Consider the following 2,897-nt stretch of genomic DNA (forward strand, 5'->3'; position numbering starts at 1 on the left):
GCCCGAGGCGGCCCGCGTCCCGACGGCCGGCCCGGGCGGCGGCCCGTCCGGGGCCTTCGACGTGCGGGCCGAGAACGCTCGCCCGGGGGCGGAGTGCGGCTTGAGCCAGCTCGGCCCACAGAGCGCGGTGGAAGGCTGGCTCGACCATGCCAGCATCACCGCCGGCACGCCGGTCCGGCTGTTCGCGTCGACCACGGCCCCCACGCTGACGGTCTCGGCCTTCCGCACCGGGTGGTACGGCGGACGGACCTGCCGCCTGATGACGACGGTCGGGCCACTGCCCGGCCGACGTCAGGCCGACCAGGCGCACAGCCCCGCCACCAACACGATCTCCGCGGCGTCCTGGTCGCCCACCGCGACCTTCGCCACCGCCTCCTGGCCGCCCGGCGACTACCTGTTCCGGTTGGACGCCTCCGACGGCAACCACCGGTACGTGCCGCTGACCGTCCGGGGGCCGTCCGCCGCGGGCCGGGTGGTGATCCTCAACGCGGTGACCACCTGGCAGGCCTACAACGCCTGGGGCGGATACAGCCTCTACCACGGTCCGCGCGGTTTCGCGGATCGGGCCAGGGTCGTCTCGTTCGACCGGCCGTACGACTACGGCGACGGCGCGGCGGACTTCACCGGCAACGAGGAGCCGCTCGTGGCCCTCGCCGAGCGCCTCGGCCTGCCGGTGTCCTACGCCACCGACCTCGACCTGCACGCCGATCCGCACCTGCTCGACGGCGCCCGGGCGGTGATCTCGCTGGGCCATGACGAGTACTACTCCCCGGCGATGCGGTCCGCGTTGACCGCCGCCCGCGACCGCGGCACGAACCTCGCGTTCCTCGGCGCGAACGCCGTGTACCGGCGGATCCGCCTCGACCCGTCGCCGCTGGGACCCGACCGGCTGGAGACCGCCTACAAGGTGGCGCAGGAGGATCCCCTGTACGGCCGCGACGACGCGCACATCACCGCCAACTGGCCCTCCCCGCCGAACGCGAGCCCGGAAAGCTCGCTGACCGGCGGGATGTACCAGTGCAACCCGGTCCACGGCGACATGATCATTGCCCGCCCGCAGTCCTGGCTGCTCGAGGGCACCGGGCTCACCGCGGGCGCCCACCTGCCCGGCCTGATCGGTTCCGAGTACGACCGGGTCGATCTCGCCTACCCCACCCCGCGGCCGATCGAGGTGATCGCCCACTCGCCGATCACCTGCCGCGGCGTCCATGACTTCTCCGACGTCAGCTACTACACGACGCCGTCCGGGGCGGGCGTGTTCGACAGTGGGACCAGCGCCTGGGTCTGCCCGCTGGCCGACGTCTGCGGGCCCGGCACCGGCGGCCTGGCCATCCAACGGGCGATCACCCAGATCACCACGAACCTGCTGACCGCCTTCGCCGCAGGTCCCGCCGGGCTGCGCCATCGGGCCGTCGATGCCGTCCCGGCCGAGGACCACGGCGGCACCGCGCCGGGGGAGAAGAACTGACCGGCCGGGCTCGGGCGCGGTAGCGGGGCCGGCCGTGTACCTGGCGGGGCGGGCCCCGCTGCCCAAGTCCGCCCGCAGCCGCAAGGGCGGCGTCGGCGCCGGCGACGGCCTGAACGGCGATGTCGATGCCAAGGCCGGCGAAAGCGCCAAAGCCGGCGTGAAAGCCGGCGCCGCTGTTGACGCCGGTGTCGCTGTCGGGGCCGGCGCGGGGAGCGCCGCACCCGCTGTTTCCGCCAACGTCCTGTTCCTCGGTTTGACGAGCCTGGTCACCGACCTGTCCGCCGAGATGGTGGCGTCGGTGCTGCCCCTGTACCTGACGGTGCGCCTGGGATTCAGCGCCCTGCAGTTCGGCGCCGCCGACGGACTGCTGCAGGTCGTCGCCGCGGTCACCGCGCTGGCCGGGGCGCTGCTCGCCGACCGGTGGCGGCGTTACCGCGAGGCCGCCGGCGCCGGGTACGCGCTGTCGGCGGCGTCCCGGCTGGGCCTGCTCGGAGCGCACGGCTGGCTGCCCGTGCTGGCCTGGCTCGGCACCGACCGGCTCGGCAAGGGCATCCGGACCGGTCCTCGGGACGCACTGCTCTCGCTGTCCGCGCCCCCCGGACGGCTCACCGAGGCGTTCGGGCTGCACCGGGCGTTCGACACCGGCGGTGCGCTGCTCGGCCCCCTGCTGGCCGTGGCCCTGCTCGGCGTCGCACCCGGTTCCTACTCGACGGTGTTCACCGCGGCGTTCCTCATCGCCGTCGTCGGCCTCGCGGTCCTGGCCCTGTTCGTGGAGAACCGCCGGCCCACGGACGCCGCACCGGTGGGGCCGGTGGAGTCGGTGGGGCGGGCAGGGCCGGCGAGGTCGGCGGAGGAATCGGCCGGTGGGGGGCCCCGCCGGCTGTGGACTCCCCTCGGTGAACTGTGGGCGAACCGTGCGCTGCGCCGACTGCTCGCGGTGGCGGCCCTGCTGAGCCTGCCCGCGGTGAGCGACTCGCTGCTGTTCCTGGCGCTGCGCCACCAGGCCGGCGTGGACAGCCGGCTGTTCCCCTCGCTGTTCGTCGCGGAGTCGCTGGTCTACCTGCTGTTCGCGGTGCCGATGGGCCGGCTGGCCGACCGCGTCGGCGCCGGGCGGGTGCTGCTCGGCGGCCAGGTGGCGCTCGGCTGCTGCTTCGCCGTCCTGCTCACCCCGGCCCCGCACGGGTGGACCGTGCTAGCGCTGCCCGTGCTGTTGGGGCTCTACTTCGCCGCCTCGGATGGCGTGATCGCCGCCTTGACCAGCCAGACCGTGCCCGCGTCGGCGCGCACGACGGGGCTCGCCCTCGTCGGTGTCGTACTGGCCGCCGGGCGGGGGGCCGCGACGCTCGGTTTCGGCGCGGTCTGGACCCGGTCCGGGCCGGGCGCCGCCCTCGCCGACGCGCTCGCCCACCTGCGTGCCCTGGAACGGCGG

Annotated in this window: 2 protein-coding genes; both read left to right on the forward strand. The window is 74.9% G+C overall.

Translation table 11 applies throughout. The annotated features are described in order from the left end of the window. On the forward strand, window positions 1-1,468 hold a 1,468-nt coding region (locus tag ND748_RS29270; RefSeq protein ID WP_251749426.1), incomplete at its 5' end, for a N,N-dimethylformamidase beta subunit family domain-containing protein. Between the two features lie 34 nt (window positions 1,469-1,502). After that, the coding region (locus ND748_RS29275; protein WP_251749427.1) for an MFS transporter at window positions 1,503-2,897 on the forward strand (1,395 nt) is incomplete at its 3' end.

It is taken from the genome of Frankia sp. AiPs1 (assembly GCF_023716945.1).
Classification (GTDB): Bacteria; Actinomycetota; Actinomycetes; order Frankiales; family Frankiaceae; genus Frankia.